The 24211-nt window shown below is 36.0% G+C and carries 25 protein-coding genes and 1 pseudogene; 4 read left to right on the plus strand and 22 right to left on the minus strand.

Annotation, left to right across the window (positions count from 1 at the left end; translation table 11 throughout):
* The 20 genes and pseudogenes from E7Z81_RS12090 to rfbD all read right to left on the minus strand — a co-directional run.
* The coding region (locus E7Z81_RS12090) for a helix-turn-helix domain-containing protein (protein ID WP_367263278.1) at window positions 1-161 on the minus strand (161 nt) is incomplete at its 3' end.
* Window positions 162-238: 77 nt separating this feature from the next.
* A pseudogene (locus E7Z81_RS12095) lies at window positions 239-328 on the minus strand (hypothetical protein); the annotation flags it as partial.
* On the minus strand, window positions 309-440 hold the full coding sequence (locus tag E7Z81_RS10970; protein ID WP_292747755.1) for a hypothetical protein: 132 nt from the start codon (window positions 438-440) through the stop codon (window positions 309-311). The pseudogene E7Z81_RS12095 and the gene E7Z81_RS10970, both read right to left, overlap by 20 nt.
* Window positions 441-1114: 674 nt before the next feature.
* Window positions 1115-3106: a CoB--CoM heterodisulfide reductase iron-sulfur subunit A family protein gene (locus tag E7Z81_RS10975; protein WP_292747756.1), complete on the minus strand. Its 1992-nt coding sequence runs from the start codon at window positions 3104-3106 to the stop codon at window positions 1115-1117.
* 299 nt (window positions 3107-3405) lie between these two features.
* Window positions 3406-4311 (minus strand): AEC family transporter, encoded by a 906-nt coding sequence (locus E7Z81_RS10980; RefSeq protein ID WP_292747757.1) that lies wholly within the window; start codon window positions 4309-4311, stop codon window positions 3406-3408.
* Window positions 4312-4365: 54 nt separating this feature from the next.
* Entirely contained in the window at window positions 4366-5301 is a 936-nt protein-coding gene (radA, locus tag E7Z81_RS10985; protein WP_292747759.1) for a DNA repair and recombination protein RadA, read from the minus strand.
* 27 nt (window positions 5302-5328) lie between these two features.
* On the minus strand, window positions 5329-7989 hold the full coding sequence (locus E7Z81_RS10990) for an OB-fold nucleic acid binding domain-containing protein (RefSeq protein ID WP_292747761.1): 2661 nt from the start codon (window positions 7987-7989) through the stop codon (window positions 5329-5331).
* Between the two features lie 146 nt (window positions 7990-8135).
* Window positions 8136-9539, minus strand: coding sequence for an undecaprenyl-phosphate glucose phosphotransferase (locus tag E7Z81_RS10995; RefSeq protein ID WP_292747762.1), 1404 nt, complete (start codon window positions 9537-9539; stop codon window positions 8136-8138).
* A gap of 51 nt (window positions 9540-9590) precedes the next feature.
* The gene (locus tag E7Z81_RS11000; RefSeq protein ID WP_292747764.1) at window positions 9591-10448 is read right to left on the minus strand and encodes a glycosyltransferase family 2 protein; all 858 of its coding nucleotides are present in this window, start codon (window positions 10446-10448) and stop codon (window positions 9591-9593) included.
* Window positions 10449-10451: 3 nt separating this feature from the next.
* On the minus strand, window positions 10452-11411 hold the full coding sequence (locus E7Z81_RS11005; protein WP_292747802.1) for a glycosyltransferase family 2 protein: 960 nt from the start codon (window positions 11409-11411) through the stop codon (window positions 10452-10454).
* Window position 11412: 1 nt separating this feature from the next.
* Complete coding sequence (locus E7Z81_RS11010; protein ID WP_292747766.1) at window positions 11413-12372, minus strand: glycosyltransferase family 2 protein; 960 nt, start codon at window positions 12370-12372, stop codon at window positions 11413-11415.
* 10 nt (window positions 12373-12382) lie between these two features.
* Window positions 12383-13462, minus strand: a complete 1080-nt coding sequence (locus tag E7Z81_RS11015; RefSeq protein WP_292747768.1) for a CDP-glycerol glycerophosphotransferase family protein — start codon at window positions 13460-13462, stop codon at window positions 12383-12385.
* Window positions 13463-13477: 15 nt separating this feature from the next.
* A complete protein-coding gene (locus tag E7Z81_RS11020; RefSeq protein ID WP_292747770.1) occupies window positions 13478-13759 on the minus strand; it encodes a hypothetical protein in 282 nt (93 codons plus the stop codon).
* 1 nt (window position 13760) lies between these two features.
* Window positions 13761-14027: a hypothetical protein gene (locus E7Z81_RS11025; RefSeq protein WP_292747772.1), complete on the minus strand. Its 267-nt coding sequence runs from the start codon at window positions 14025-14027 to the stop codon at window positions 13761-13763.
* Between the two features lie 244 nt (window positions 14028-14271).
* The gene (gene rfbB / locus E7Z81_RS11030) at window positions 14272-15279 is read right to left on the minus strand and encodes a dTDP-glucose 4,6-dehydratase (RefSeq protein ID WP_292747774.1); all 1008 of its coding nucleotides are present in this window, start codon (window positions 15277-15279) and stop codon (window positions 14272-14274) included.
* A 5-nt stretch (window positions 15280-15284) separates the two neighbouring features.
* Window positions 15285-15845 (minus strand): dTDP-4-dehydrorhamnose 3,5-epimerase, encoded by a 561-nt coding sequence (gene rfbC, locus E7Z81_RS11035; RefSeq protein WP_292747776.1) that lies wholly within the window; start codon window positions 15843-15845, stop codon window positions 15285-15287.
* Window positions 15846-15850: 5 nt separating this feature from the next.
* On the minus strand, window positions 15851-16717 hold the full coding sequence (gene rfbA / locus E7Z81_RS11040; RefSeq protein WP_292747778.1) for a glucose-1-phosphate thymidylyltransferase RfbA: 867 nt from the start codon (window positions 16715-16717) through the stop codon (window positions 15851-15853).
* Between the two features lie 66 nt (window positions 16718-16783).
* Entirely contained in the window at window positions 16784-17014 is a 231-nt protein-coding gene (locus E7Z81_RS11045; protein ID WP_292747780.1) for a barstar family protein, read from the minus strand.
* Window position 17015: 1 nt separating this feature from the next.
* Window positions 17016-17465, minus strand: coding sequence for a ribonuclease domain-containing protein (locus tag E7Z81_RS11050; protein WP_292747782.1), 450 nt, complete (start codon window positions 17463-17465; stop codon window positions 17016-17018).
* On the minus strand, window positions 17462-18301 hold the full coding sequence (gene rfbD, locus E7Z81_RS11055; RefSeq protein WP_292747784.1) for a dTDP-4-dehydrorhamnose reductase: 840 nt from the start codon (window positions 18299-18301) through the stop codon (window positions 17462-17464). The genes E7Z81_RS11050 and rfbD overlap by 4 nt, the downstream gene beginning before the upstream one ends.
* A 73-nt stretch (window positions 18302-18374) precedes the next feature.
* Between rfbD and E7Z81_RS11060 the strand changes: the two genes are divergently transcribed.
* The 3 genes from E7Z81_RS11060 (at window position 18375) to E7Z81_RS12100 (ending at window position 21208) form a co-directional block, all read left to right on the plus strand.
* Complete coding sequence (locus E7Z81_RS11060; RefSeq protein ID WP_292747786.1) at window positions 18375-19622, plus strand: nucleotide sugar dehydrogenase; 1248 nt, start codon at window positions 18375-18377, stop codon at window positions 19620-19622.
* A 128-nt stretch (window positions 19623-19750) separates the two neighbouring features.
* Window positions 19751-21004, plus strand: coding sequence for an ATP-binding protein (locus E7Z81_RS11065; protein ID WP_292747788.1), 1254 nt, complete (start codon window positions 19751-19753; stop codon window positions 21002-21004).
* Between the two features lie 36 nt (window positions 21005-21040).
* A complete protein-coding gene (locus E7Z81_RS12100; protein ID WP_367263275.1) occupies window positions 21041-21208 on the plus strand; it encodes a DeoR family transcriptional regulator in 168 nt (55 codons plus the stop codon).
* Window positions 21209-21367: 159 nt separating this feature from the next.
* Here the strand turns inward: E7Z81_RS12100 and E7Z81_RS11070 are convergent, their stop codons facing one another.
* Window positions 21368-22624, minus strand: a complete 1257-nt coding sequence (locus E7Z81_RS11070; RefSeq protein WP_292747795.1) for a UbiD family decarboxylase — start codon at window positions 22622-22624, stop codon at window positions 21368-21370.
* Window positions 22625-22632: 8 nt separating this feature from the next.
* Window positions 22633-23658, minus strand: coding sequence for a 5-(carboxyamino)imidazole ribonucleotide mutase (gene purE / locus E7Z81_RS11075; RefSeq protein ID WP_292747798.1), 1026 nt, complete (start codon window positions 23656-23658; stop codon window positions 22633-22635).
* A gap of 212 nt (window positions 23659-23870) precedes the next feature.
* On the opposite strand from purE, the gene E7Z81_RS11080 reads away from it, so the two are divergent.
* On the plus strand, window positions 23871-24211 hold a 341-nt coding region (locus E7Z81_RS11080), incomplete at its 3' end, for a helix-turn-helix domain-containing protein (protein ID WP_292747800.1).

Genomic DNA, 24211 nt, shown 5'->3' on the forward strand with positions numbered 1-24211 from the left:
TTTATTTTTACAAGCAGTTTATTCCAAATAAAGCCCCTATTGCCAATATTTTGATTAATTATCTTTTTCTGCTCATCTGTAGGATATAATCTAATCTTGACCGCTTCAGTTACATCTTGTTTTCCCCCACAATAGTTATTATCATCAATACAACTTGACATATTTACTATTATTAGCAAACAACATATATAAAGAAAGCGAGAGAGCACTTGAAAAGTATTCAGATTACCAATAAAAATTATAAATTATATTTTTTATTATTTTTCCCGTTGTCGTTCAATATACTGACGAATAGTTTCAATATTTGCTCACCAGCTGTTGTAATAAAATAACCTGTTTTCCAAAATGCACTTTTCCATAAACTCTTTTTTAAAACTGGATACTGTTTTTTTTATCAATCTGCTACTTGCACTTTTATAAGAATTAATGAATTTAACCAAATTAGTAATTGGTTTGGCTTCAAATAAAATATGAATATGATCAACCTCCCAATTCCGCTTCTTTAACTACAATACCATATTTAAAACCAATATCTTCAAAAATAACCATAAGTGAATCAAAAAAATATCCTCATTAATAACCTTTCTACGGATATTTAATAACCAATACCAAATGATAAGTTAACATGTATACTGAATGCTGATTCCTATTCAAAATACTACCCATAATAATCATTATAAGAAAAAAAACTATTTAAAAGTTAATAAAAAAAATAGTATACCCAACTTGCAATTCCTCCACAACTTACAGAAGTTGTGGTATTCTTGCATTATTAAGATAAATTTAACCCCATATTAAATTTCATAACCTAAGATAATTACATCCTTAGTACACATTTATTTTACGTTTAAAATTATATAAAATTTTTGATACGTATCATGAAAGCTGAAAAACCTACCAAAGGAAATTCTAAAACTTGAAATTTTGGCCATGAAAATAACTGCATTTAAATCAAACTGACAGTGAAAATAAACAGATGAAAATTAAAAACATGCAAAATAATTAATCGGATTTTACATTAACGTCGATGGTTTTGGTAAAACAATATAAAACAAGTTTGGAAGTGTATATGAAAAAAAGTAAAAAAAAGAAATAGAGAAATTAATCTCTAAATCTATTTACCTATGTCTTCAAGAGCAGCACTGATTTGTGCCATAATTTGCTCGGTTTTGAAGTGTTGTTGGTTCATAGCACCAGATGGACATGCACCTACACAAGTACCACATCCTTTACATAATGCGGAGTTAATTTGTGCAAATTCTTTTCCACCTACACCAGTTGCGATAGAAATAGCGTCGAATGGGCATAATTCTACACATACTTGGCAAGCACCACAAACGGTTTCATCGTTAGATGCAATAATAGGTTCGATTTCTACTTCTCCTTTAGCCATTGGGATAGCTGCTCTGGATGCTGCAGCTGAACCTTGTGCTACGGAGTCAGGAATATCTTTAGGACCTTGTGCTACACCAGCAATGTAAACACCGTCAGTTAAGGTGTCAACAGGTCTGAGTTTAGGGTGAGCTTCCATGTAGAATCCGTCTGCAGATCTGGAGAGACCTAAGGTTTGTCTGAGTTCGTCAGATCCAGCGGAGTGTTCGAGACCTACACTTAATACAACTAAATCGTAAGTGTATTCAGTTACTTTTCCGAGTAAAGTATCTTCTGCTCTGATAGTTAAGGTTAAATCGTCGTTTTCGAAGATTTGAGCTGGTTTACCTCTGATAAATTCAATACCGTATTTTTCTTGAGATGTTTTGTAGAACTCTTCGTATCCTTTACCGAAGGAACGGATATCCATGTAGTAACAGGTTACTTTGGTATCAGGTTCGTGGTCGATACATAATTGAGCGTTTTTCATGGAGTACATACAACATACTCTGGAACAGTATGGTTTACCGATTGTTTCATCTCTTGAACCTACACAGTGGATGAATGCTACACGTTCAGGTTCGATACCATCGGAAGGTTTGATTACGTGTCCACCGGTAGGACCGGATGCGTTAATCATCCTTTCAATTTCCATAGCGGTAATAACGTTGGAGAAACGTCCGTATCCGTATTGGTAAATTCCAGATGGGTCGAATGGGTCGTAACCGATAGCTGCGACAATAGTACCAACTTCTAATTCAATAGTTTCAGGTTGTTGGTTGTGGTCGATAGCTTCTGGTCCACATGCTTGTACACATAAGTTACATTCGATACAGTAGTCTTTATCGATAGTAGCACATAATGGTACAGCTTGAGGGAACGGAATGTAAGCTGCTTTAACCATACCGACACCTTCGTCGTAGTAGTTAGGTATTTCGATAGGACAAGCTTCTTGACATTGGCCACATCCAGTACATAATGCTTCGTCTACGTATCTAGGTTTTTTCTCTACTTTTACATTGAAGTTTCCGATGTATCCGTCTACTTCTTTAACTTCAGCGTAGGAAATCAATTCGATGTTTTCGTGTTTTGCACAGTCTACCATCTTAGGTGCTAAAATACACATTGAACAGTCAAGAGTAGGGAAAGTTTTATCTAATTGTCCCATTCTTCCACCAATGGTTGGGTTTCTTTCTACCATGTAGGTTTTGAATCCCATGTCACCTAAATCTAATGCGGTTTGGATACCAGATACTCCACCACCGATAACTAATGCTTTGTTATCTACTGCTACTTTAGTAGCTTCTAATGGTTCGAGTAATCTTGCTTTTGCAACAGCCATACGTGTTAAGTCTTTAGCTTTTGCAGTAGCTTCTTCTGGTTGGCTCATGTGTACCCAAGAGTCTTGTTCTCTTAAGTTAGCAAATTCAAATAAGAATTTGTTTAATCCTGCTTCTTCTACACATCTACGGAAAGTAGGTTCGTGAAGACGAGGGGAACAAGCTGCTACAACAATTCTGTTTAAGTTTTTCTCTTTAATGTCTTCTTGGATCATTGCTTGACCTGGGTCAGAACACATGTATTTATAGTCGGTTGCGTATACGACATTTGGTAATGTCTTAGCATACTCTGCTACGTCAGGACAGTCGACTACTCCACCAATGTTAACACCACAGTGACAGACGTAAACACCTATCCTTAATTCTTCATTATTATCTCTTTTTTCTTCTGCCATATTATTCACCTTGTACAAGTCGTGAAAAATATCTAATATATATAAAAAATTGCAATTTTAAAAATAGTATATAAAAATTTTTACATAATATTAGATATACATATGTAGTTAATACACATATATAAAGCTTTCTTATGACGTGTTGGAGTAAAGCTTATATATGATGAATTGAAATATTGATTAAAATTACATTGATAAGCTGAAATAAGCAATTTAAACCCATTAATTTCATATAAAGACAAATAAAAAGTATTTGGCAAAACAAATAATTTTGCTTACTTAAAAAAATCAAAATTTTACTACAAAATCGAGATGATTACAGGAAGTGTAATCAAAGAGATTACAGTGTTGATCAATATGCAGTCAGAGGTCAGCTCATAATCAAGCTTATATGTTATCGCCAGAAGAAGTGACATCATTCCAGACGGCATTGCAGCTTCAACAATTGAAATCGTGGATTCCAGATTAACAAGACCCAGATATCCTGCAACAAAAAATGCCACCAACGGGAAGAAAGCCAATTTCATAATGGATGTAAATACAATCATGGATTTTGATCTGCTTAACGCAGAAAAGTCAATTGAAAGACCCAAAGTTACCATAATAAGTGGAATTGCACCCTGACCAAGATAATTTATTGTATTGTCAAGAACAGGCCCTATTGGGATGTTGACAAAATTCAGTATCAAACCGAAAATGACTGCCCATAGCGGCGGGAAAAATGCTATCTTTTTAATTGCAGTTTTGATGGTTCCGCCAAATTTCATTATCAGGATAAATGAAAGAAGCAGGAATGTGCATAATGTTGCAATATCACAAAATATCGCCCTTAAAAAACCTTCCTGTCCAAAAATACCCAAGGTAACCGGATATCCCATAAACCCAGTATTTGCAATCATCACAGTGACAAGAACAGACCATAATGTCCGGTCATCCAATTTCAACTGTTTTAAGATAAAATAGGAAACAATACCAGTTATCACTGAAGATGACAATATTACCAAAGGTAAAATGCCCAGATTAGGAATTGAAGCTAAATTAGAATTGTATAAAGCATGAAAAATCATGCAGGGCAATAATATGTACATTACTATTTTATTGAACGGGTCGATGTCCTTTTCGCTTAAAAAGTCAATACGCTTGAGAACATATCCCAAAGCAATCATCAGGATTATAGATAAAATAGTAGTTTCAATAGCATTCATACCATAATAGTATGAATTTTAAAGTATATAAAAATTAAAAAAAAGAAAGTAAAATTAACTAACGATACCTTCGCTAGTAATTTTAAATACACATTCACCTTCAGGCAAATGAGGAGAGTCAACTAAACGAGCAATCCTTTTACCTGCAAGACCTTTTTTAAGCCAGATTCTGTAAGTGGATGCGTGTCCTAAAACATGCCCACCGATAGCTTTTGTAGGACTTCCAAAGAATGAATCCGGTTTTGCTTGTACCTGGTTAGTTAAAAATACAGCAACATTGTAGGTATTTGCAATCTGTTGAAGTGAATGTAAATGCTGATTTAACTTTTGTTGCCTTACAGCTAAAGATTCCCTACCAACATATTCTGCCCTGAAGTGAGCCATCAGGGAATCGACAATAACCAGTTTGATGTTAGCTCCATTTTGAATAAGTTCATTGATTTTGTCAACCATTAAAATCTGGTGAGCAGAATTGAAAGCACGGGCAACATGAATTCTGCTTAGTACCTGTTCAACATCCAAATCAAAACCTTCGGCAATTTGTCTTACTCTTTCAGGACGGAAAGTGTTTTCAGTATCTACAAATACACATTCACCGTCAAGACCACCGAGCTCTTCTGGCAATTGAACAGTAACGGCCAATTCATGGGAAATTTGACTTTTACCGGATCCGAATTCACCGAATACTTCAGTGATTGATTGAGTTTCGATTCCTCCGCCAATTAAATCATTGAATTCCTGACTGCCTACAGTAATGTGACCAACGTCTTTTCTTCTTTCATCAACTTCCAAAGCAGTTTCGAAATCAATGTTTTCAGCACGACGAGCAGCTTCAATAACTTTTTCAGCTACACCTTCACCGATTTCTGCTTTAACTGATAATTCTTTTGGAGTAGCAGTAGCTAATCTCATCATATCAGCAAAACCTGCATCCCTTAATTTTTCCGCTGTTTTTTCACCAACACCTGGTAAATCTGCTAATTCTACCATAATAATCATTCCTTTAATTTATTCAGTTTAAAAATATTTGTTTAAGATTTTTTTAGGGCTGAGCCTGTTTTCTTCATTAAATTCATCAAAACTAACATTAGCAATAATTTCAATAGTTAATCCATTGAGATCTTCTAGTTTGTCTTCAATTCCATAACCATCATCAACAAGACTAATAATTTCTTCTTTTTTCATTCCAATAAGCTCTTCGGCAAGTTTATCGAAGAATGTTACCTGAATATCTCCTGTTTCATCTTCAATTCTTGTAGGAACCATGAGGAGATAATCCGGCTCATCAAAGATGTGACCGCAATTGTCACAGATGTATTCATCGATGGCCTCTTCAACAGTCTGATGACAATTAGGACATTTTTTACGAAGAACCCTTTCGGTGTTCACATCTATAATCCTACCTGTGACACATACATTGGTATCATCTTCAAGTAATGATTCGATTGATTTTGGAACATATATTGCTTCCATTAACTCTTCAATTGAAGGTAAATCTTCCATTTCACTTTCACTAGGTTCGAGAAGAGTAGTGGCTCTTGAAACATTAGCTTCTAAACGGTTATCCATATTAAGTGCTAAGCGTGGATTTTGTAATTTGATTCCGTCACCAACTTGTCTTTCTTTTAAAGCATCATTATCCCATAAAGCTACCCTGATGGTTCCAGTATCGTCTGCAATTTCTATATTTCTGACATGACCGCTGTCACCTGTATCCCTGTCGAATTCTCTTACGTCATTTATTTCAATTATTCTTCCGACAATGATTGTGTCCTCTTCGTCTTCATCAAGATCTTCAATCTTTTTAGGGTTGTAAATAGTCTTTTCTAATGTGGACAGTTCAGGTATGAACATTGCGGATGCCTGTTCTTCGGATAATTTAATTACTCTGGATCCGCTTCCGATATTTAAATCAACACTCATCATTCCGAGTCTGGTTCTGGCATTTTCAATTTGATATGCATCGCCAACAACATATTCCTCCTGAGCCCTTTCATTCCAGAATGAGAGCTGAACCTTACCTGATTCATCAGCAAACATTACTGAACGTACAATGCCGACTGAACCGTCGTCACGTTGGAACTCATTGACATCATTTACTGAAAGGATTCTACCGACGACATCTATTTCCTTACCTTCATCGTCGATTTCAGCAATTTGTCCGATTGGAACCGGTCTTAACTGTTCCCTTATGGATTCGAATTCATCTAATTCTTCCACTGTAAGATTTTCAGGATTAATTGTAATTTGAGTATTGAAATTGGTATTCATGGAATATCCGCTTTCTGTGTAATCATCAAAACGAACGTCTCCTCCAATAATTTTAATGATATCTCCTTTATTTATTGGTAGAGCAGTATCATCACCCCAGACGGTTACTCTGATGGAACCTGTTGAGTCTCCAACATCGAAGTTTCTTAACCTGCCTTCTGAGTTGTCTTTTTTTCTTAAGAATGTTCTGATATCCTGAAGTCTTATGACTACTCCTTTAATGGAAACATCTTTTTGCTCGCTTAAATCACCGATTTGGGAAAATTCCTGTTCAATTTCAGGCACATCATAATCCCCTTTTATGATTCTGCCGTCCCAATGGGTTAAAGAGATTTCCTGCTGACCATCCCTATTTTGTCTTTCACGAGCTTGCGCTGCAAGAATTTTTACTGTATCTCCGTCTTCAAGTTTTAAATCCTGGATTAATTCAACATTCTTATTCCATAAGGTGTAAGTGATTTTTCCTGTTGCATCCTGTAATTCAAGGGATGCTACCTTACCCTGTTTACCATTCTTTTCATAGCTTCTAATGGTTGGAATTCTGAGTATTCTTGCAATGATATTTACTTTGGTTTCAGGTTCGATATCGGCAATATCTGTGATTGTTTCTTCATATACAGGATATTTGGAATTATCTTCCTCAAGATGGACAACAGTTGATCTTGGCCTTAGGTTGGCTTCAAGTCCGGAATATCCCTCTTTAATATCGACACCTTTAATTTGGATAATGTCCCCTTCATTGAATTTCTTTAATAGGGTCATGTTCTGGGTCCAGAAAACACATCTCATTGTACCGGTATTGTCCTGAAGTTCCACATTACAGACTTCACCTTCTTTACCTTTGCGTGTTTTGAATGACCTTTTATTGGATATTGATATTACCCTACCGGAAACATTGGTGTCTTTGCTTCCGTCTTCCAAATCCTTAATTGATTTGTTGGAGTATTCAGGTTTTTCTGAAACAACTTCCACTTCTTCTTCATCATCTATAATTTCTTCAACGACCATATTAGCCAAGGAAATATTATCCATATAAGGATTATGGGAATTCAAAGCTTTCTGTTCTTTGATTTTTTCAAGGAATTCCTCTTCAGTAATTTGGTCTTTAACTTTATCATAACTTTCTTGAAGTTCTTCTGTCATTGTCAATTCGTCTTCTTCTTCGGAATCTTCATTGCCAGCGGAAACTTCAAACGGCATTTCTTCAGAATCGTCATTTGAAGGCTTGGAAAATATTGATGTGTCAACACCTTCATAGTTTTGTACAACTAGCTGTGCTGCTTCATAATCGTCAATGAAACCGACATCATTATTTTTTTCTTTCATATTTGCGATTTCTTCTAAAAACTCTTCTTCAGAAACTTGATCTTTGATTTTTTCATATAATTGTAAAATTTCTTCTTGCATACCAAACCCCTCATAGAAAAGTTAATTATACATTTATAATTATTCTCTATATAAAGTATTAGAGAGAGCATTTGAAAAGTAATATTTTAAAAAAAATTTATTATAAATATAGTTAAAATGTGAAAATATGCTTATGTGAAAAAGCACTAATATGCATTAGGATTTTTCTTTAAGGCTGTTTTAATCATTATAGCCAAATCCAAACCCATATGCCAGTTTTCTACGTATTCAATATCATATTCTATACGCTTTTTAATGGATGTGTCTCCACGGCATCCATGGATTTGAGCCCATCCTGTAATGCCCGGGCGCACCTGATGCTTAACCATATATTTCGGAACATCCTTTTTAAATTGCTCTACAAAGTAAGGCCTTTCAGGTCTTGGACCTACAACGCTCATGTCACCTTTTAAAACATTGAAAAATTGAGGCAGTTCATCAATACTAGTTTTTCTAATAAAATTACCTACCGCAGTCTTACGGGGATCGTCTTTTGTAGTCCATTCGGATTTTTCCTCGCTAGGATCCTGAACTTTCATGCTTCTGAACTTATACATATTGAAAGGCTTTCCGTTATGGCCGATTCTTTCCTGCTTGAATATTATCGGTCCCCTAGATGTCAACTTAATAGCTATTGCGGTAATTAGCATGACAGGTGATGTTATTACAATGGCTATTATTGAAATGATATAATCTGAAGCATACTTGAGAAACTTGTTGAACTCATCGTCCAGAGGAACGTAACGTATATTGATAATTGGAATGTCCTCTATCATGTCCACTGAAGGCTGTGCCGGGAAATACCTGATATAATCCGGAATGATTTCCGCTTTAATTCCAACCTTTTCACAGCTTTCCACAAGCTCATTGATACGGTAGTAATACATGAGAGGAATTGCCAGAACAACCCTGTCGAAGTTGTTGTTTTCAAGTATCTCATCCAAATCCTTAAATGCACCTATTATTTTAGTTCCCGCAATCTCATCACCGATGTGGGCTGAACGTCCTAAAATTCCGCTTACAACAAATCCCAGATAAGGATTATCCTTGATTTTGCGTGCAAATGAAAATGCAAGGTCATTGTCCCCGACAATTAGAATGTGCTTCAGGTTTCTGTTGTTTGCGCGAATGTTTTTCAGGAAGTTTCTGATTGTGAAACGTTCCACAATCCCCAGAAATGAGGCTATGATTGCCAAAAGGATGAGCATTATTCTTGAAAAGTCAGGCTCATTAATGATGAACAGCACTGAAACCAGACCGAAAAACGCTACAATATTGACTTTGATTATCTGGGTTGCTTCTGAAAATATATTCTTATATGTTCTGCGCGGCTTGTAAAGGCCGAAAGCAAAATACAATATAAGATAAATCGGAATTACTGCAAATACTAAAAAAAGAACATAACTGTGAAGGGGCAAATGCCCTCCGATAGGTCCAAATAAGACTGTATGGAACCTCAACCAAAATGAACATGCCAAAGACACAACTACGACTAGAACGTCAATTAAAACTAAAGCTATATTCAATAATCGTTGATTTTCCTTTATCATAGTAATTACCAAAAAAACCAGTTTTAGTTTATATATTGGTCACTATCATATTTAACTTTTAGTTTTAAATAAATTTAAAAATAGCTTTAAAATGCATAAAACAGCAATTCCAATATATACAACAATATTTACTATGAATGAAGATTCATGGGCATGATGTTTTTTATAGTATACATACATTGCACGGTAAAACTCATAAATAAGCTTGTTTTTTTGTTTTTTACTGCTGGCTCCCTTGAGATGAGTTATTGAAGATTTACCGTAATAGACTATCTTCCATCCGGACTTTTTTATACGGTAGCACAGGTCAATGTCTTCACCATACATGAAAAATGTCTCGTCGAGAAGTCCTGCATCATCCAGGGCATCCTTTCTCATGAACATGAAAGCACCTGTAAGACAATCGATTTCATAAACCCCGTCATCGGGAAGGTTGGTGAGATTGTAATTGTCGTCCTTGCTTTTTGTCGGAATGTGGAATAGCCTGAAAAAAGAGTTTTTAACGTTTGGAAAGGTTCTTTTGCATGCCTTGTCGAGTTCACCGTTTTCAAGTCTGACCCTGCATCCGCATGCTCCGACATCAGGATGGGCTTCCATATAGCGGTAAATTTCCTCAAGAGTGTCCTGCCATACGACCGTATCTGAATTCAAAAGCAGCACATAATCGCTTGAAACCTCTCTTAATGCAAGGTTGTTTCCTGCTGCAAAACCCCTGTTTTCGCCGGATTCTATGAACCTGACTTTATCCTTAAAATAATCCTGCAGTCTGGATAGGCTGTCATCGCCGGATGCATTGTCAACTACAATAACCTCCAGATCAAATGGATATGAATATTCGAAAATGGAGTTGACTGTATCTCGGGTTAGCTCAAATGTCCGATAGTTTACAATGACGACTGAAAGATTCATGCTTTACCTTTTAATAAATTTAATAGTGTTAATAATTAATCTATATTCAAATTTTAAATAATTTATTGTATTTTTTGATTTAAAGTGGGTTTTTTCAATTTTGCCTCTTGTAGACAAACCCTCTTTGATTCCGGAAAAGTAAACCGGACCGAAACCTTTCCTTAAAAAGAACAGGTACTTAATGAAAAAACCTAAAAACAGGAATATGAAATTGGTAATCTTGAATGGAATCGGAATATTCTTGTAGACAACCCAGACGTTGTTACGGGCCGCAAGCCTTACCTTAAATTCATTGTATCTGCTGCCGCTTGTTGCACTTCCTATATGATAAACTACAGCCTGAGGGCATAGCAGGTTTCTATAACCGTTTATTTTTGAGCGTATAGCCAAATCAACGTCTTCCATGTATGCAAAGAAGTTGTCGTCAAACATTCCAAGCTCTTCCAGCACTGATTTTCTATACAGTGCTGCCCCTGCACAGGATGAAAATATCTCCCTGACCTCGACATATTCCTCGCTTCTGTGGTTTTCGCCTGTCTTTTTGGTCCATGCAAGAAGATTGTATTCATCTCCCACATCATCAATCAAATCCTTATTGTCATATTGAAGCATTTTGGCCTGAACTGAAAATATATCGTCACCGGAAGATAATGTGTCAACCAGATGCTTGATTGAACCTTTCATAACCTCAGTATCATTGTTTAGGGAGAATATATATTCATAACTGGCATTTGCAATTCCCTGATTGACTGCAGGAGCAAAACCCATGTTTTGATTGTTTTCAATCAGCTTTACCGGAAATGTGAATGAGGAATTTTTAATGAAATCTCTACTGCCATCTTCTGATCCGTTATCTACTATGATAACTTCTCCAATGCATTCGCTATCATTTTCAAGTGATTCGAAGAAGGCTTTCAAAAACCTTTCCCCGTTATAATTTGGTGTTACAACAGAAACTTTCATATCAATCAATCGAATTTTTGTATTTAAACCACAGCTTATAGTATAATCTCGGATTTGACAGGAACAGCTTAATCTTTATCTTGGACTTTAAATCTCCCCTGAACCTCTCGAGTTTTGAGAATAAATTTTTTCTCTTCATTACATACATTACTTCATCAAATCCGTAGCAGCTGTAAAAGAAGTAGATCATGTTGCCGAAAATGGCCTTCGGAATTCGTGTATACACAATCAGGTTGGCGAGATTGTTTTTTCCGTTTATTCTGTAGAAATTAGCTAATCTTTCAAAAATTGGAACAATATCAAATCGTCTGTATTCGGTTGTTCTGATTGCAGAGTCTGACCTTTGAACATAGAAATAGGTAATTTCATTGCTGATATGAATTCTGCTTCCGAAAATTAGTGCTTTAAGTGCAAATTCAGTGTCCTCCCCATAAACGACACCCGGAGTGAATCTGATGCCGTAACCCTTAATTATATCGGCACGGTAGGCGAGCTGGAAAAAGTTAAACAATATCTCCATGTTGAGTTCCTTTCTGATGAAATCGTCTGTGGAGATTATGCTCTGATTGAAATAGGATGATTTGAATAATTCATTATCGTGCTTTTTTGCAAAACGGGTTAAGTTAAAGTCATATCCTTCCACATACAACTCAGATAAATGGTTTTCCAAAACGTAATCGTCACCGTCAACGAATACAAGATATTCCCCTTCGGAAACTTCGATTCCGTGGTTTCTTGCAACGCTGACCCCTGCATTTTCCTGATGGATTATCTTGTATCTGACACCACAGCCCTTTAGTGTGGATTTGATAATGTTGAGGCTGTTGTCGGTTGAGCCGTCATCTATGACAATGATTTCATAATCAGTGAAATTCTGATTAATTACTGATTTGAGGGTTGTACCTATATATTCCTCACAGTTATATACTGGTATTATAACACTGATTTTAATATCTCCCATATTGCCACCATTATTTTAATAGATAATCAACAACTCTTTCAGATGCATGACCGTCAATTTCGTCAAATTGTGTCTTAACAAATTCTAATATTCTGCTTTCATCGAATTCATGATTTTTAATAACATCAATCAGCTGATTGGAATCATAAACTACAGGTCCCGGAACTGTAGATTTGAAATCAAAATAAAATCCTCTTTCCTTGTTTAGATAACTATCATAATCATAAGTGAAAAATACAATAGGCTTGTTTAAAAGAGCAAATTCTATCATGATGGAGGAATAATCGGTAATCAGTATGTCACTAATCAAAAGCAGCTCCTGTTCTGAAGGATAGTCGCTGCAGTCAATATAATCCCCTCCTGCGGAAATATCGTCCTTGTAGAAATTCTTGATTTTCGGATGAAGTCTGAGAGCCAAAACATATTCATCACCTAAAGACTCATTGAATTTCTCCAAATCAAGGAAATCAAAAACGTTATTGTACTTTTCCTCATCCCTGAATGTAGGAGTGTAGAGAATAATCTTTTTATCGGAACTGAAATTGTACTTTTCGAAAAATTTGGATTTCAAATCCTCAATGTCATGGTCTTCAAAATAATAATCCGCTCTTGGAAGACCCAAAGGCTTGATTTTGGTTTTTGGAATTTGAAAAGCCTCACGGTAAAATTCCTGAATATTTCGTGAAGAGACTATTAGATAATCCGTATGTTCCCCTGCCTTTTTGAGCACTTTCCTGCTTTTCAAATCAACTGATCCGCCGAATTTCTTAAATGCACCCGGCGCATGCCATAGCTGGACAACAATATTTTTAGGGCTGAAGTTCATGAACGCCAAAGGAAAAAAGTTATCATTTAAAAATATGAATCTGGAGCTAGCTAAGGTTTTAAAAGCACTGAAAGATAGCTTATCCTTGTAGAAAAAATGAAAATCGAAATTTCCTCTTTTTTCAAATTCCTTTTTTATATAATCCAAATTGCCTTTAAAGGATTCGTTGGAGTCTATTATGAACGTGACCCTGTTTTTTTCTACATAAGTGTATTTGTATAATTTAAATAAGGCTCCATAAATCCTATGTTTAATATACCTCATAAAAATCAAATGTAATCAGTGGAAGAACGCCAATATTCCAGGTATGGATTCCATCATTGCCTGAATACCTAAAATAAAGATAGCTAAACCTCCGATGAAATTAATAGCTCGTGAGTATTTCATTGCAAATCTGGTACCGAAAGTACCTATCAAAAGCCAGCAGGAAGCTGCAATTAAACTTAAAATCGCAAGTCCAAGTGGGTTAACGGCAGCTGCAACACCCTGAGCAGCCAAAATTAAGTTTTCAATGTTTCCGAATATTAATAATGCGGAAAACTGTTTAATACCTGTGGACACTTTATTCACCCCTTATGGAAACAAACATTGCCTGCAAACCTAAAATGAAGATGGCAAGTCCGCCGATGAAATCAATGAAATCAACATAATCGATTAAAAGTTGAGTTCCAAAAGTTCCAATAATTAACCACAAACTTACACAGATTAAACTTGCAATGCCCAATTTTACGGGGTTTACTCCTGCAACAACTCCCTGTGAAGATAGTACAAGATTTTCTATATTTCCAAAAACAATTAAACCTACAAATGGTAAATATTGTTCCAACATCCAAATCACCATTTCCCCTAATCATCCAGAACGAACCGTCTGAATAATAAAATTCCAATAATGAATATTAAAGAATAATAATATTTAAAAGTATCCATGATATGAAAAATTAGTTTTTAAATAAATTAAACAATAATATAACGAATGATGTAAATCATCGATGAAAAAATGAACAGTTGGTATAAAAAAAATAAAAAAAATGAAGTAATAAATAAAAAAAAGAGGTACATTTCAAGTGTAAAAATTATCTGTCCCCATACATTTTTTCATAATACTTCTGATAATCCCCACTCTTGACCTGATCAGTCCAGTCCTGATTATCAAGATACCACTGGATTGTTTCTGTTATTCCAGTTTCAAATGTATATGACGGAGACCATCCCAAATCATTTTGTATTTTGGTTGAATCGATTGCATAACGTCTGTCATGACCTAACCTGTCAGTTACAAATTCAATCAATGAATCATCCTTGCCCAACTCTTCCAAAATTAATTTGACAATGTAGATGTTTTCCTTTTCATTGTTTCCGCCGATATTGTAAACTTCACCAAGCTTACCCTCATGCAAAACCAAATCGATAGCTACACAATGGTCATGGACATGCAGCCAGTCCCTGATGTTTTTGCCGTCACCGTAAACAGGCAGCTTTTTGCCTTCAAGAGCATTTGAAATCATTAACGGAATTAATTTTTCAGGAAACTGATACGGACCGTAATTGTTTGAACATCTAGTGATATTAATAGGCAAATCAAAAGTTTCACCGTATGCGCGGGCAATCAAATCCCCACCTGCTTTTGAAGCTGAATAAGGACTGTTAGGCTGCAGAGGAGTGGTTTCAGTGAAATATCCTTCAGGACCTAATGTTCCGTAAACCTCATCTGTTGAAATCTGAATGTATTTTTCAACACCGAACTGCTTGGAAGCGTTTAGGAGAGTCTGTGTACCCAAAACATTTGACTTTATAAAGATTTCAGGATCTTCTATGCTTCTGTCAACATGGCTTTCAGCTGCAAAGTTAATCACATAATCACACTGCTCAACCAAATCATCGACAACTGATTTGTCCCTGATGTCACCTTTGACAAATGAATAATTGTCCTTATCTTCAATATCCTTCAAGTTTTCAAGGTTTCCGCAGTAGGTCAGAGCGTCAAGGTTAATGATTTCATATTCTGAGTATTTATTAACCATATACCTTACAAAATTGCTTCCGATAAATCCTGCTCCACCTGTAACAAGTATTTTTGTCATGTCAATCACTCGTATTTGATTTGAGATTCCTTAAGGGTTTTCCATTCCTTATCCTTGTCGGACAAGATTATCTCGTCAATATCATCTATAGGCCAGTCGATTGCAATGTCCGGGTCATCCCACATGATTCCGCTTTCGTCTTCGCCGTGGTAAAATTCTGTGCATTTATACTGGAATTCGGCTTCGTCGGATAAAACAACAAAACCGTGAGCGAATTTTGGTGGAATGTATAACTGTTTTTTGTTTTCCTCAGACAAGATGGCGCCCGCCCATTTTCCATAGGTAGGGGAGTCCGCCCTCAGGTCAACTCCGACATCGAAGACTTCACCTTTAATTACACGTACCAATTTGCCTTGTGGATAATTGACCTGCAAGTGAAGGCCTCTTAAAACTCCTTTTGAGGATTTTGATTGGTTATCCTGAACAAAGGTCAAATCGTAACCTGCCTCTTTAAAGTCATTTTCATTATATGATTCCATGAAGTATCCCCTGTTGTCCTCAAAGACAGTAGGTTCAACTGTAAACATTCCTTCAATGTCCAACTCAGTAAATTTAAATTTTCCCATAAATATCACTTTTTAACTAAATTAAATAAGTATTGCCCATAATCAGTTTTTTTAAGTTCATTTGCGGTCTTTAACAATTCCTCATCGTTAATGTAACCTTTAAGATAGGCTATCTCTTCAATACAGGCAATGTATAATCCTTGCCTTTTTTGAATGGTTTCAATGAAATTGGAAGCCTCCAAAAGCCCCTCATGAGTACCTGTGTCAAGCCATGCCATACCTCTTCCTAAAAGTTCGACCTTGAGCTTTCCACGTTTTAAATACTCTTCATTGACTGATGTAATTTCCACTTCCCCTCTTTCAGAAGGTTTAACGTTTTTTGCTATTTCAATTACATCATTATCATAAAAATAAAGACCAGGTACAATATAATTTGATTTAGGTTTTTCCGGTTTTTCCTCAATGGAGAGAACATTCCAGTCGTCATCGAACTCGACAACTCCGAATGCTTCAGGGTTGTTTGTGTAATATCCGAATATCACAGCACCTTCTTTCAGGTTTTTAGCCCTTTCGAGTATTTCTGTAAATCTGTGTCCATGGAAGATATTGTCTCCAAGAATCAAAGCAACATTATCGTCACCGATGAATTCCTCACCTATAATGAATGCCTCTGCAAGACCATTGGGGTTTTCCTGAACCTCATAAGAGAATTCAACACCTAGACTGCTGCCGTCACCAAGCAAATCCTTGAACATTGGCAGGTCACGTGGAGTAGATATAATTAATATTTCCCTAATTCCTGCAAGCATCAATACTGAAATAGGATAATAAATCATTGGCTTATCATATAAAGGCAATAACTGCTTTGAAACCGCTTTTGTAATTGGATAAAGACGTGTTCCAGAACCACCTGCAAGTACTATACCTTTCATAACAATCACTAAAATAAAGGTTTGTTGTTAATGATTAAAATATATATTTAAAAAAAGAGTTGAAAGTTATGGATAACTTTCAAATTTCAAAAAGTCGTTTTCGTCTGCTGCATCCTTGAAGGTATCAATAATGTCCTTGTCGACTGCACTGGCATTGATCAGCTCTATTTCGCAGTCCATTTCGGTAAGGCAGTCATATAATGCATCGAGGTTTTTACCGTAATAGTCCGGCAGGTCAAGTGCCTCGGCCAAATAGTCATGGCCTTTTTGTTTGATTAATTCGCCGTCCAACTGCATTTTAAACCTCTTTAAATGTATTATAATGGTCTGAAGTATAGTATACCTTGAAATCGCCGGAATTGTAGACTATTCTTTCAGCTCCACGTGCGGTTCCGTTTGCGTTAATGTCGCATTCGATGTATTTTGCATCTGAATCAGGAAGGACATGCTGACGATTTGTGAAGGTATCTCCACCTATGCTTTTTCCCGGAGCATAATTTTTAAGCGGCCCACCATGCCATCCTAGAGCCTGCGCTTCCTTTTTGGTTATATAGTTGCTTGGAAGCTTATGATACTCCTTGATGTATGCCGCAACCTCGTCTACAGTACAGTACTGGCCGTCTTCATCAACGCTTACAGATGATGAATCGTCCCCGAACTTTAAAAAATCAAAAAATCCTGCACTTACGCTGCCTATGGTAAACAGCGCAATGACAAGTGCAATGATTAATACCAGTTTCTTGTTCATTTAATCAACTCTATATATTCGCTAATAGCTTCCTTATAATCCCTTAACGGTTCAAATCCGTTTTCAATCCATTTCTCATTTTTCAATACTGAATAGCTTGGTCTAGGTGCCGGCCTTGAAAATTCAGATGCGGTAACAGGAATTACTTTAACATCCCTTTCGGCAATTTTGAAGATGTATCGTGCAAATTCACACCATGAACAGCTTCCGGAGTTTGTAAGGTGGTATATTCCGTAGTAATCTGTTTCAATCAGCTGTGAAATTCCATAGGCCAGATCAGGAGTGTATGTTGGTGTTCCAACCTCATCGTAAACAACTGTGATTTCCGGATGATTTTCGGCCAACTCAAGCATTGTCCTCGGGAAGTTTTTGCCGTTGATTCCATAAAGCCATGCTGTCCTTACTATGAAAAATTTGTCCAGTATTTCCTGAATGGCCTCTTCTCCCTGAAGTTTGCTTTTGCCGTAAACGCTGATAGGACCTATTTCACCATCTTCGGCAATAGGATCCCTTGCACTTCCGTCAAAAACATAGTCAGTACTTACATGAACGAGCGGACAGTCGACTTCCCTGCATGCAAGAGCGAGATTTCTAACGCCCTCTCCATTGACGGCATATGCCAAATCCTGATTGGTTTCGCATCCGTCTACATCGGTATATGCCGCTGAGTTAATGACAACATCAGGCTTATTTTCCTTTATAATTTTCATTGTCTTATCCTTATCGGTAATGTCCAATGTTTTGGAGGTGGTCAAGACCAGTTCATGGCTGTCCTTTAAGACTTCCTCTAAATCATGGCCCAACATTCCGTTGGAGCCTGTAATTAAAATCTTCATGATAATCCCTTAAAAGTTTAATATATAGTTTAGATATATATTAGTTTAAATATTTAAAATGGGAGTTAAAATTATGAAAGTATGTATTATGGGTCAAGGATATATCGGACTTCCAACTGCCGCTCTTTTTTCAAGAAGCCACTGTGACGTTGTTGGAGTAGACATTAACGAAGAAATGATTGAAAACCTGAACAAGGGAATAATCCATATTGAAGAACCCGGAATAGCTGACATTATCAAAAAATCCGTTAAAAAACATACCTACAAAGCATCATTAACTCCTGAAAAAGCCGACGCTTTCATTATTACAGTACCTACACCTTATATTGTTGAAAACTACAGCTGCGATTTAAGCTATGTAATAACCGCATGTGAAACAATAATTCCATATCTGGAAAAGGGAAATACCGTAATCATTGAATCTACAATAGCTCCTATGTCAACTGACGAAGTAATTAAGCCTATTTTTGAAAAGGCTGGTTTTACCATAGGAAAAGACTTATACCTTGCACACTGTCCTGAAAGAGTTCTTCCGGGCCGTATTTTGGAGGAGCTTGTCCACAACGACAGAATCATCGGTGGAGTGACACCTGAATGTGCCGTTAAAGCAAGTGAAGTATATGGCCAGTTCGTTGAAGGATATCTAATGCTTACCGAAGCGAAAACAGCGGAACTTTCAAAATGTATGGAAAATACATTCAGGGACGTCAATATTGCCCTTGCAAATGAACTTGCAAAAATCTGTGCCGAAATTGGTGTGAACGCTCTTGATGTTATTAAAATGGCAAACAAACATCCAAGGGTAAACCTTCATTCCCCAGGACCTGGTGTCGGAGGCCACTGCCTTGCAATTGATCCTTACTTTATTTATGCAAAGGCACCTGAAACCGCCAAAATCATCAAGCTTGCACGTGACACAAACAAATCCATGCCGTCATTTGTATGCGAATACGTTAGGAAAATAATCCCTGACGGCAAAATAGCAGTATTTGGAGTTTCCTATAAAGGAAATACCGGTGATGACCGGGAAAGTCCGGCTTATGAAATTATAGCTGAGCTTGAAGAGAACGGCTATGAAGTTGCCATTCACGACCCTCACATCGACAGGGATGAATTTGTAAGTTTTGCCGATGCAGTTGACGGTGCTAAATTGATACTTATTTTATGTGACCATGATGAATTCAAGCATCCTGATTACGAGTTAATCAGCAAAAAAATGGAAAATCCAATCATCTTCGATACAAAAAACATAATATACAAAGTACCGGATGACATGACACTTTACAATTACGGTAACCTGTATACAATCAATACCAAATGAAGACAATTTTCCACAGTCAAAGCAATTTAATGAAGTTAAAGCAATATTACAGGCTAAAATCAACTTAAAAATCTTTATTAATGATATTGACAAAATATATTACTTAATTAATTGAATTAAGTGATATAATGAAACTGGAAGTGTTTATCAGCAGTAATATCGAAGAGTTTAAAGAAGAGCGAAAACTCTTGCGGGATGAACTTTTAAATGATCCTGTTTTGAACAAATTTATTGAGCCATATCTTTTTGAATACGATGGAACCAAATCACAATCCGCAGATGAAGTTTTCATTAATGAAGTTGAATACTGTGACATTTACATCGGCATTATTGGTTCACAGTATGGAGACATATACCGTCATGGATACTCAGCAACTGAATACGAATATGACACATACATGAAAAAGCATGCAGATGCCTATCTTTTCGTAAAAAATGTTTATACAAGAGATGACGGTAGCAAAAGCTTTTTTAATAGAATTTCAAAAAAGCACAAATACAAAAAGTTCAACAACCCGCAGGAATTGGTTGAAGAAGTGAAAAAATCAATTTTGGAATGCATTCAGGAAAAATTAAATCCTGGAATTTTCGATGTTCGACTTCTGAAAAACTCCTCATGCGATGATGTTGACCCAAGGGCGATAGAGATATTTTTTAACAGCCTGACCGACAAGGCACTTAAACAACTGAAAGGCCTTAGAGACTTGGACAAAATTCTAGAGTACATTGGCGCCGGTGAAATTGATGAGCTGGGAAATTTCAATCTGAATACTGCAGGCGCTCTGTTTTTTGCAAAAGACATCTCCAAATTCAGAATAGACCATGACATCAAGATGGTACGTTTCAATGGCAATGAAAGACTGGAAATTATTGACCGCTTCATGTCCAAAAGCCCATTTTTCATTTTGCTTGAAGAATTTGATGAATTTTTCTGGAAAAATACAAAATTAGGTGCAGTTGTGGAAGGTATGAAACGTGTTGACATACCTGAATATCCGATTAAAGCTATACGTGAAGGATTTGTAAATGCCCTAGCTCATAGAAACTATGAACTGATTGGAAACTGCATCACATTCTACATCTATGACAACAGAATTGAAATAATAAGTCCAGGAGAACTCCCATATCCTATGACATTGGAAACATTGGGGATAGAAGAAAATCCAAAACATAGAAATGAAAACATATGCAGAATTTTTGGAAGAACAAAGTACATGGAACACGTTGGTACCGGAATAAAACGTATGCGCGATGAAATGAGAGATGCAGGTTTAAAAGAACCTGAATTTTTCAATCATGGATTTTTTGGTGTAAGATTCTTTGGTCCTGATGGTAAATTGATATACAAAAAAGAAAATGAAAGTTACAACTTTAAAGACTAAACAGAATACAACCTTAATGAAAGACAATTAGAAGCTTTGAGAAAGATTGTAAATGAAAAATTCGTTTTTACATATAAAACTTATTGTAAATATTTCAATGTCTCTAGAACTACAAGTAGAAGAGATTTAGATGACTTAGTAGAAAAGAAATTAATTAAAAATATTAAATTAGGAAAAGAAAAAAATTTTTCAATGGTCAGATAAACTCAAATTTTGACCACATCTTTTAAAGTTGTTAAAATAAAAATATTGATTAATTATATTATAATTTATAACTTAAATATAATTTTAATTAATCATTATTTTAATTAAAATAAAATCAATGAAAAATGGCCATTTGATGGCCACATAATTTAAAATAATCTATTCACCAAAACTTACTCTTTCGAATTTTTCCAAAGCTTTTAGTGATTTAGTAGCATCCACACCAATTTTTGTAGTTGTTCCATCGCTTTCAGCCACAGGATCAAGAGATGAACCACGAACATTAGGCACTATCATGATGTCCCTGTCACCTTTGACACGTGTTGAAATTGCATATTCAACATCTTCAGCATCGAAAACATTAACATCTGTGTCGACAACAACACAATGCTTGAGTGACGGGTGAGCGGATAACGCTGCCATTATGGCATTTTTTCCATCCCCTTCAGTCTGTTTTCTAATGGAAACAACAGCATGCAACCAGCAGCAGCCTCCTTCAGTTAAAACAACATTTTCTACTGTAGGAACAGCATTTTTTACAGCTTTGAATATCCTTGGTTCCTGTGGAAGACCTTGCAATAGCTTATGTTCAAAGCCTGCAGGCAATATTCCATGGTAATATGGATTATCCTTTTTAATGTGCATGGTTTCCAGATTTATGATTGGCTGGTCACGAATGATGTCATAAGTGTCAGTCAAGTCTACGAATGGGCCTTCAGGAACTGTTTCTGTTACTGATATTTTTCCTTCCAAAATTATATCAGCCTGAGGAACGTTTAAATCTCCGCATTTTATCAGTTCCAAATCACCGCCCTTGAATGCATTTGCAACATCCATTTCATCATAATCAATAGGAATTGAAGTTGTACTTGCAAGCAGAATTGCTGGGTCCATTCCGATGGCTATGGCAATTTCCAAGTCTTCGCCTAATTTTTGAGCCTTTTGGAAATAGGTGTAAAGATTTCTTGGAACAATTCTGATTACCAGTCTCTTATTGTCAAGTACCATCATCCTGTGGATTGAGGCATTTTGAACGCCGGTTTCAGGATCACGTGCAAAAACTACTCCAGCAGTAATGTAGGCTCCACCATCCCTTTTATAATGGGTTAAAATTGGTATTTTATCTAAATCAACATCTGAAGTATCATATTCACTGAAATCTGTAAATTTATCAACTTTTATTGGTCTTTCCATAGCTTCAATAATCTTTTCAGTAATCTGTGAAACTTCGCAGTTTATTGATTTGGCTATTTTTTCACGGGTATTGCAAATTCCTGAAATTACAGGCAAATCGAATCCTTTGACGTTTTTTATAATAACAGTGTCTTTTGGATATTGTCTTAAAACCTTCGCCACTTCAAATTCGCTGGAAAGCTCTTCTGTAATTTCAATTACATTATCGTCATTGATTTTCATAATATCCCCTATAAATTAATTTTTTTATCCTTCAATTTGTCTAAAAGTTCTGTGATGTTCGGATTGTCAATAGCAAATATTTCACCGACAATAACTGCCGCATTTTTACCGTTGTTAATTCCTACAGTTGAAACCGGTACTCCAGGAGGCATATTTACAGTAGTTAGCATGTAGTCATCGCTGTTTTCATTTGTGCATGGAACTCCTATTACCGGCCTGTCAGTGAGTCCGACAATTCCTCCAGTGACTTGAGATGAATTTGAACTGATTCCAATGAAGACCTTTGCATTTTTCATGCATTTTACATAGCTTGTGAATTTCTTATTTGATCTTATTGGACATACAACCTTGATATCATGAGAAATTTTCAATCTTTCCAAGATGGCTGCTGCCTTTTTAGCTGTCGGAAGGTCAGTCTGTCTTCCAACGATGATTGCTACTTCAGCATCCTTGTTTTTGCAGGACCCGATAGCTTCCTCATCAACTTTAACATCATTTATTATTAAATCCTTAACTCTTAAAAATTCGTTTTGAATAAACGGCCTGTCAATATTTTGAACTATGCTTTCATTGCTGTCATATACCTTTTTGGCATATTCCTTTCTAAGTTCAATGACTTTTTGACGTATTTCCTCATCATGAATTCCAATAAATTGAGCAGCCAATATTGCCGCATTATCTCCTCTGTCAATACCCACAGTTGAAATTGGGGAAGGATAAGGCATCTGAACAATGGATTCAAGTGCATCCCTACCGCCAGTCTTAACATCCACCGGAACTCCAATTACAGGTCTTGGAGTATAAGCAGCGATTACACCAGGCAAATGTGCCGCCAATCCTGCAATTCCAATGAAAACTTCAATGCCTGCATCGGTTCCCTGAGAGACGATCTCACGAACCAAATTGGGAGTTCTATGAGCAGATGCGATTTTTAAACTATAAGGTATTTCCAGTTTGTCCAATACATCCATTGCCTTTTCGGCAATTGCAATATCAGAACCGCTTCCAAGAATAATCATTATCTTTGGTGTCAACAAAATCCCTTCTAAAAATAAATTTTAATATACTTATTTTATCTAAATGGTGCAAGAATACCTTGACTTCTTCAAGTCGAGGATGAATTGCACAAAAAGAGCAGTTAGTTATAAAATGCTCTTGCTTATTCTTTATATATTGTCTATTGATATATTATATTTTGTGTTCAAAAATTAGTTGAAATATAACAGATATTTTGATGTGTTTTTTTATGTTTTATGGTTGTAATATTGTTAATGAAGGTTTGAGGGTTAAGTTGTATCCTGATAAGGTTATGAAGGATAAATTTAATCAAAGTCTGGGTAATGCTAGATTTGTCTGGAATAATTTATTAACAGAATACCAAAAAACCTTTGAATTATTTAAACAACATGGCTATACAAAGCTAAAATGCAATCAAACCACATTCAACACCATGTTAACAATGTTGAAAAAACAATATCCATTTTTATATGACAGTGAATCTAGCACATTACAGCAGGTCTATCGTGACTTAATACGTTCATTTAATGGATTTTTTAAAAACATCTCTAATTATCCAAGATTTAAATC

The organism is Methanobrevibacter sp. (assembly GCF_015062935.1).
Classification (GTDB): Archaea; Methanobacteriota; Methanobacteria; order Methanobacteriales; family Methanobacteriaceae; genus Methanocatella.

Excerpts from the sequence above, each read along its gene's own strand:
- E7Z81_RS11005 (WP_292747802.1), bottom strand. The coding sequence starts at position 11,411 with ATGAAAGTTTCTGTTGTAACACCAAATTATAACGGGGAAAGGTTTTTG.
- radA (WP_292747759.1), bottom strand. The coding sequence starts at position 5,301 with ATGGTAGAATTAGCAGATTTACCAGGTGTTGGTGAAAAAACAGCGGAA.
- E7Z81_RS10990 (WP_292747761.1), bottom strand. The coding sequence starts at position 7,989 with ATGCAAGAAGAAATTTTACAATTATATGAAAAAATCAAAGATCAAGTT.
- E7Z81_RS10980 (WP_292747757.1), bottom strand. The coding sequence starts at position 4,311 with ATGAATGCTATTGAAACTACTATTTTATCTATAATCCTGATGATTGCT.
- E7Z81_RS11000 (WP_292747764.1), bottom strand. The coding sequence starts at position 10,448 with ATGAATCTTTCAGTCGTCATTGTAAACTATCGGACATTTGAGCTAACC.
- rfbD (WP_292747784.1), bottom strand. The coding sequence starts at position 18,301 with ATGAAGATTTTAATTACAGGCTCCAACGGAATGTTGGGCCATGATTTA.
- E7Z81_RS11015 (WP_292747768.1), bottom strand. The coding sequence starts at position 13,462 with ATGAGGTATATTAAACATAGGATTTATGGAGCCTTATTTAAATTATAC.
- E7Z81_RS11025 (WP_292747772.1), bottom strand. The coding sequence starts at position 14,027 with ATGTTGGAACAATATTTACCATTTGTAGGTTTAATTGTTTTTGGAAAT.
- rfbC (WP_292747776.1), bottom strand. The coding sequence starts at position 15,845 with ATGGGAAAATTTAAATTTACTGAGTTGGACATTGAAGGAATGTTTACA.
- E7Z81_RS11070 (WP_292747795.1), bottom strand. The coding sequence starts at position 22,624 with ATGAAAATCAATGACGATAATGTAATTGAAATTACAGAAGAGCTTTCC.
- rfbA (WP_292747778.1), bottom strand. The coding sequence starts at position 16,717 with ATGAAAGGTATAGTACTTGCAGGTGGTTCTGGAACACGTCTTTATCCA.
- E7Z81_RS11065 (WP_292747788.1), top strand. The coding sequence starts at position 19,751 with ATGAAACTGGAAGTGTTTATCAGCAGTAATATCGAAGAGTTTAAAGAA.
- E7Z81_RS10975 (WP_292747756.1), bottom strand. The coding sequence starts at position 3,106 with ATGGCAGAAGAAAAAAGAGATAATAATGAAGAATTAAGGATAGGTGTT.
- E7Z81_RS11010 (WP_292747766.1), bottom strand. The coding sequence starts at position 12,372 with ATGGGAGATATTAAAATCAGTGTTATAATACCAGTATATAACTGTGAG.
- E7Z81_RS10995 (WP_292747762.1), bottom strand. The coding sequence starts at position 9,539 with ATGATAAAGGAAAATCAACGATTATTGAATATAGCTTTAGTTTTAATT.
- E7Z81_RS11050 (WP_292747782.1), bottom strand. The coding sequence starts at position 17,465 with ATGAACAAGAAACTGGTATTAATCATTGCACTTGTCATTGCGCTGTTT.
- E7Z81_RS11045 (WP_292747780.1), bottom strand. The coding sequence starts at position 17,014 with ATGCAGTTGGACGGCGAATTAATCAAACAAAAAGGCCATGACTATTTG.
- rfbB (WP_292747774.1), bottom strand. The coding sequence starts at position 15,279 with ATGACAAAAATACTTGTTACAGGTGGAGCAGGATTTATCGGAAGCAAT.
- E7Z81_RS11060 (WP_292747786.1), top strand. The coding sequence starts at position 18,375 with ATGAAAGTATGTATTATGGGTCAAGGATATATCGGACTTCCAACTGCC.